Genomic DNA, 5159 nt, shown 5'->3' with positions numbered 1-5159 from the left:
CGCGCCATACGCGTCGATCAGCGCCGCGAGTTCAGCCGGCGCAGCGGGCCACGCCTGGGCGATGGCACCACCCCAGTCGGCATCGGGGGCGAGCAGGACGGCGTAGGCGGCCGCGTCGTCGGCCGGCAGGACGGCGGCGGCGTCGATCGGCAGCGGCTGGGTCTCGATGACCGGCAGGGGCGGGAGCGCGGAGGGGGACATGATCTACCAACCCTAACCACCCCCGGCACGACAAGCGCCCCGGACGACCGTGGTCGTCAGGGGCGCTGACCGGCGGGAGATCGACTCCCGCAGTGGATCCTGGTGCCGGCGGGGCTAGTTGAGGCCCTCGCAGTTGGCGATGGCGTCGCCGAGGGCGCGTACCTCGTCGGGCGTCATCTCGACGACGAGACGGCCGCCCCCTTCCAGGGGCATGCGCAGCACGATGCCGCGACCTTCCTTGGTCACTTCCAAAGGCCCGTCGCCGGTCCGAGGCTTCATTGCCGCCATGGGCGCAATCCCTTCTTGTCCACGAGGTCGTGCTCCGGAAGCTCCGGTCGTCCCGTGTTGTAATCCAGGACCGGACACGTGCCCGGCCATCCGTCCCATTATCCCCCACGCTTGCGGCAGAGCGGAAATCGCCCCCCTGCTCAGCGGAGCGTGTCGGCGGCCTCGGCCCGGATGAGCAGCCCCTCGACGGTGCGGGAGAAGATCCGCTCGCCGGCGCGGCGGGAGAGCGGGGCGCTCAGCCGCGGCACGGGGTCGAATCGTGGGAGCACCTCCTCGGTCCACTTGACGCACGAGCCGCTCCCGTCGGGTTCGATGACCACGTGGGCCCAGCCCCGCAGCCACCGGCCGATCTTGACGACGCGGAACTCCGCCGGGGTCGCGTCGATCCGAGGGGGCGGCGACCAGATCGTGACGATCATGTGGTCCCACAGGCGAATTGGGCCGACGCCGGTGCCGGCGTGGAGGCCCCAGCCGAGGCGCGGCGGGCCGGGGTCGAGTTCGAGCCGGGTCAGCGGGACCACGTCGCCGTGGGCCTCGAAGTCGGTCAGGGCCGCCCAGGCTTCCTCGACGTCGAGTCCGGTGCGACGCACGATCCGGAAGGCGCTCACAAGCGTCTACTCCCCGGGCGGGGGCGTCGGAATCCGGCTGCGCTCTGCCGACGGCGGCGTGACGCGCGGTGAGACCCGGCTGAGCCGCGTCGTCGGCCGGTCGCCCGCCTCATACGCCAGGAGTTTGGTGCGCAGCGTCTCCAGCACCGCGTCGACCTGGTCCATCCGGTAGCCGCGCAGCGCGGTGTCGAAGTGGATGTGGTCGATGTCGCTGGCGCGTTCGATCCGAGCGGCCTGCACGTCGTGGGCGGTGTGCACCGGCTCCGGCAGCGAGTCGTAGGTCGCGCGGCGGGCGATGAGGCCGGCGAAGGCGGCCACCAGCAGCACCGCGACGACCGTGAAGAAGACCCAGATCATGACTCCGCCTCCGAGGTTCCGTGGACTTCCTCGCCATCCTGCCCCACGGCGGGGTCTTGGCCGTGGCGGGCGCCGGCGACGACCAGCGCGACGGCCTCGGCCGGGTCGTCGACGATCTGCACCAGCGACAGGTCGGCCTCGCCGATCGTGCCGCGGCCCAGCGCCGTCGAACCGAGCCAGTCGATCAGCTCCTGCCAGTAGTCCGAACCGATCAGCACGATCGGGAAGGAGGAGATCTTCTGCGTCTGGACCAAGGTGATGGCCTCGAAAAGCTCGTCGAGTGTGCCCATGCCGCCGGGCAGGACGACGAATCCCTCCGCGTATTTGATGAACATCGTCTTGCGCACGAAGAAGTAGCGGAAGTTGATGCCGAGGTCGACGAACTCGTTCAGCCCGGTCTCGAAGGGCAGTTCGATGCCGAGCCCGACGGACACCCCGCCCGACTCGAGCGCGCCCTTGTTGGCGGCTTCCATCACCCCGGGCCCGCCGCCGGTGATGCACGCGTAGCCCGCCTCGGCGATATGCCGCCCGACGTGGACCCCAAGGTCGTATGTCGGGTGGTCGCGCGGGGTGCGCGCGGAGCCGAAGACGGAGATGGCGGGGCCGAGTTCGGCGAGCGCCCCGAAGCCTTCGACGAACTCGCTCTGGATCCGCAAGACCCGCCAGGGGTCGGTATGCAGCCAGCTCGCCCCGTCGTTGCCCTCCAGCAATCGCTGGTCGGTGGTGGTGCTGGGGACCTGGGAGCGCCGCAGCGTCGCCGGACCACGGTGGTAGACGTTCTCGGGCGAGTGCCCGCGCTTCACCGAAGCCATCGGACCAGGGCCTCCTCGCAGGTGGTGTACTGCGCGGTGGGGCACTGCTCGTCGTCCATGTGGGCGAGGTTGGGGTCCCCCGGCCCGAAGTTGACGGCGGGCACGCCCATCGCGGAGAAGCGCGCGACGTCGGTCCACCCCTGTTTGGCGCTGACGGGCAGGTCGAGCGCGGCGACGAAGGCCTTGGCGGCCGGCAGGTGCATGCCGGGCCGGGCGCCCGCGGCGTTGTCGACGATGGCGATCTCGAAGCCGTCGAACACCTCGCGCACGTGCGCCTCGGCCTCGTCGGGCCCGAGGGAAGGGGCGTAGCGGTAGTTGACGGTCACGACGCACCGGTCGGGGATGACATTGGTGGCCGTGCCGCCGCCGATGAGGACGGCATTGAGGGCCTCGCGGTATTCGAGTTCGTCGACGATCTTGGTTTGCGGCTCGTATGCCGTGAGCCGCCGCAGGATCTCGCCGGCGTCGTGGATCGCGTTGTGCCCCTTCCACGGCCGGGCGGAGTGGGCGGCGATGCCCTTGGTGGTGATCTCGGCCCGCAGCGTGCCCTTGCAGCCGCCCTCGACGGCGGCGTCGGTGGGCTCCATCAGGACGGCGAAGGCGGCGTCGTCGATCAGGTGTGGGGCCTGCTGCTCGATCAGGCCGAGGCCGTTGTACTGGCTGTCGATTTCCTCGGCCTCGTAGAAGACGAAGGTGACGTCGCGGTTGGGCTGCGGGACGGTGGCGGCGATGCGCAGCATGACCGCGACGCCGCCCTTCATGTCGACTGTGCCGCGGCCGCGAAGGATGTCGGCGCCGGCAGCGTCGGTGACGCGCGTGGTCGGCAGGTTGGGCGGGTCGGTCGTCAGCGGCACGGTGTCGATGTGGCCGGCGAGGACGATCCGCTCCGCCCCGCCCTGCTCCGTGCGGGCGATGACGCTGTTGCCGATCCGGGTCAGGTGCAGGTGGGGCAGGGCGCGCAGGGCGGCCTCGATGGCGTCGGCCAGGGCCGCCTCGTCCTGGCTCACCGACTCGATGTCGCACACGGCAGCCGTCAGGTCGACCGCATCGAGCGCAAGGTCCAGGGATGGCATGGACCGAACCATAGTCGCCCCGGGCGAACGCAAAGGTCCACCTTCGCCGGGCCGGGTTGCGCGAGCGGGGCCAGGTTTTGCGCGAGCGGGGCCAGGTTTGCGCGAGCGGGGCCGGTGGAGGCCGCGTGCAGGTCGCTGTGTTGGAGCGCAGCGTGTCCCGGCCCGCAACCTACGATGTGCCCCATGACGACTTCCCGCTACGCCTGGGGTTTCGGGCTGACCACCGTGACCATGGACGGCACCACTCTCGACGCCTGGTATCCGGACCCGCAGCTCGGCGACCACGACGAACCCCCCATCCCGGCGGAGTTCGAGGCGATGCGGTCCGAGGACCCCGAGCGGGGCGTGCGGATCCTGCCCGTGGCCGTCGGCTCCGACCTCGATACGCCGCCGGCCACGACCGCCGACGCCTACCTGCGCCTGCACCTGCTCAGCCACCGCCTGATCGAGCCCAACTCGATCAACCTCGACGGCATCTTCGCGGTGTTGCCCAACGTGGTGTGGACCAATTTCGGGCCGTGCGCGGTGGAGGGTTTCGAGCAGACCCGGATGCGGCTGCGTGCCCGGGGCCCGGTGATCGTCTACGGCATCGACAAGTTCCCCCGCATGGTCGACTACGTCGTCCCGTCCGGCGTCCGCATCGCCGACGCCGACCGGGTGCGCTTGGGCGCACACCTGGCCAGTGGCACCACGGTCATGCACGAGGGCTTCGTCAACTTCAACGCCGGCACCCTCGGCACCTCGATGGTGGAGGGCCGCATCAGCCAGGGCGTCGTCGTCGGCGACGGCTCGGACATCGGCGGCGGCGCCTCGACGATGGGCACCCTCTCCGGCGGCGGCACCGAGCGGGTCTCGATCGGGCAGCGTTGCCTGCTCGGGGCCGAGTCCGGACTCGGCATCGCGCTCGGCGACGACTGCGTCGTCGAGGCGGGGCTCTATTTGACCGCCGGCACCAAAGTCACTCTGCCCGACGGAACCATCGCCAAGGCCCGCGAGTTGTCCGGTCAGAGCAACCTGCTCTTCATCCGCAACTCGGTCACCGGTGCCGTCGAGGCCCGGCCGCGCGACGGCCACGGCATCGTGCTCAACAGCGCTCTGCACGCCAACGACTGACACCCCGCGAGGTTCTCTTCCGCGCCGCGCGTCGCTCCGATTCCTCGCGTGGACCCGAACACTCCAACCAAAAGACCGCCGACAGCCACTCATCTCACGGCACTCATCACACGGCAGGACACACCCATCACCGCCGCATACCCGCCTCCGGCGCACGCACCCGGCCGGCCGTCATACCGGCTGCGCCGCACCCTCGTCGGGGTCGCGGTCGGCGCGCTGCTCGCCGCCCTGATCGGTCTCGGGCTCTTCACCGCCCGCTGGATGACCGGGCCCACGTGCAAGGCGACCGCCGGCGACATGACCTTCGCGTTCACCCCGGAGCAGCTGCGCAACGCCTCCCTGATCACCTCGGTCGCGATCAAGCGCGGCCTGCCGCCGCGGGCGGCGACGATCGCGATCGCGACCGCCATGCAGGAATCGGAGTTGCGCAATCTCGACTACGGCGACCGTGATTCCGTCGGCCTCTTCCAGCAGCGGCCCTCCCAGGGGTGGGGCAGCATCGAGGAGATCATGGACCCCCTCTATGCGGCGGGAAAGTTCTACGACGCCCTGGTCACCATCGACGACTACGAGGACCGCTCGATCACCGAGGTGGCGCAGGAGGTCCAGCGCAGCGCCTACCCCGATGCGTATGCCGACCACGAGGACCAGGGGCGCGTGCTCGCCTCGGCGCTGACCGGCCATTCCCCCGCCGGCATCGCCTGCCG

General features: G+C 70.6%; 7 protein-coding genes and 1 pseudogene. 2 read left to right on the top strand and 6 right to left on the bottom strand.

What is annotated here, in order from left to right; translation table 11 throughout:
• The 6 genes from BN11_RS23715 to dapE form a co-directional block, all read right to left on the bottom strand.
• The coding region (locus BN11_RS23715) for a hypothetical protein (RefSeq protein ID WP_048697970.1) at positions 1-201 on the bottom strand (201 nt) is incomplete at its 3' end.
• 114 nt (positions 202-315) lie between these two features.
• Positions 316-489 (bottom strand): DUF3117 domain-containing protein, encoded by a 174-nt coding sequence (locus BN11_RS21885; protein WP_083433708.1) that lies wholly within the window; start codon positions 487-489, stop codon positions 316-318.
• Between the two features lie 140 nt (positions 490-629).
• Entirely contained in the window at positions 630-1097 is a 468-nt protein-coding gene (locus BN11_RS11870) for an SRPBCC family protein (protein ID WP_048697967.1), read from the bottom strand.
• A gap of 6 nt (positions 1098-1103) precedes the next feature.
• Positions 1104-1454 (bottom strand): DivIVA domain-containing protein, encoded by a 351-nt coding sequence (locus BN11_RS21320; RefSeq protein WP_053084088.1) that lies wholly within the window; start codon positions 1452-1454, stop codon positions 1104-1106.
• Positions 1451-2266: an LOG family protein gene (locus BN11_RS11860; protein WP_083433707.1), complete on the bottom strand. Its 816-nt coding sequence runs from the start codon at positions 2264-2266 to the stop codon at positions 1451-1453. Before BN11_RS11860 ends, BN11_RS21320 begins: the two co-directional genes overlap by 4 nt.
• Positions 2254-3339 (bottom strand): succinyl-diaminopimelate desuccinylase, encoded by a 1086-nt coding sequence (gene dapE, locus BN11_RS11855; RefSeq protein WP_053084087.1) that lies wholly within the window; start codon positions 3337-3339, stop codon positions 2254-2256. Before dapE ends, BN11_RS11860 begins: the two co-directional genes overlap by 13 nt.
• A gap of 183 nt (positions 3340-3522) precedes the next feature.
• On the opposite strand from dapE, the gene dapD reads away from it, so the two are divergent.
• The gene (gene dapD / locus BN11_RS11850; protein WP_048697962.1) at positions 3523-4452 is read left to right on the top strand and encodes a 2,3,4,5-tetrahydropyridine-2,6-dicarboxylate N-succinyltransferase; all 930 of its coding nucleotides are present in this window, start codon (positions 3523-3525) and stop codon (positions 4450-4452) included.
• A gap of 48 nt (positions 4453-4500) precedes the next feature.
• Positions 4501-5159, top strand: a pseudogene (locus tag BN11_RS11845) (hypothetical protein); the annotation flags it as partial.

This window comes from Nostocoides australiense Ben110 (assembly GCF_001050535.1).
Classification (GTDB): domain Bacteria; phylum Actinomycetota; class Actinomycetes; order Actinomycetales; family Dermatophilaceae; genus Nostocoides_A; species Nostocoides_A australiense.
Note: the sequence above shows the minus strand (reverse complement) of the source record. Positions and strands in the feature narration are given on the sequence as shown.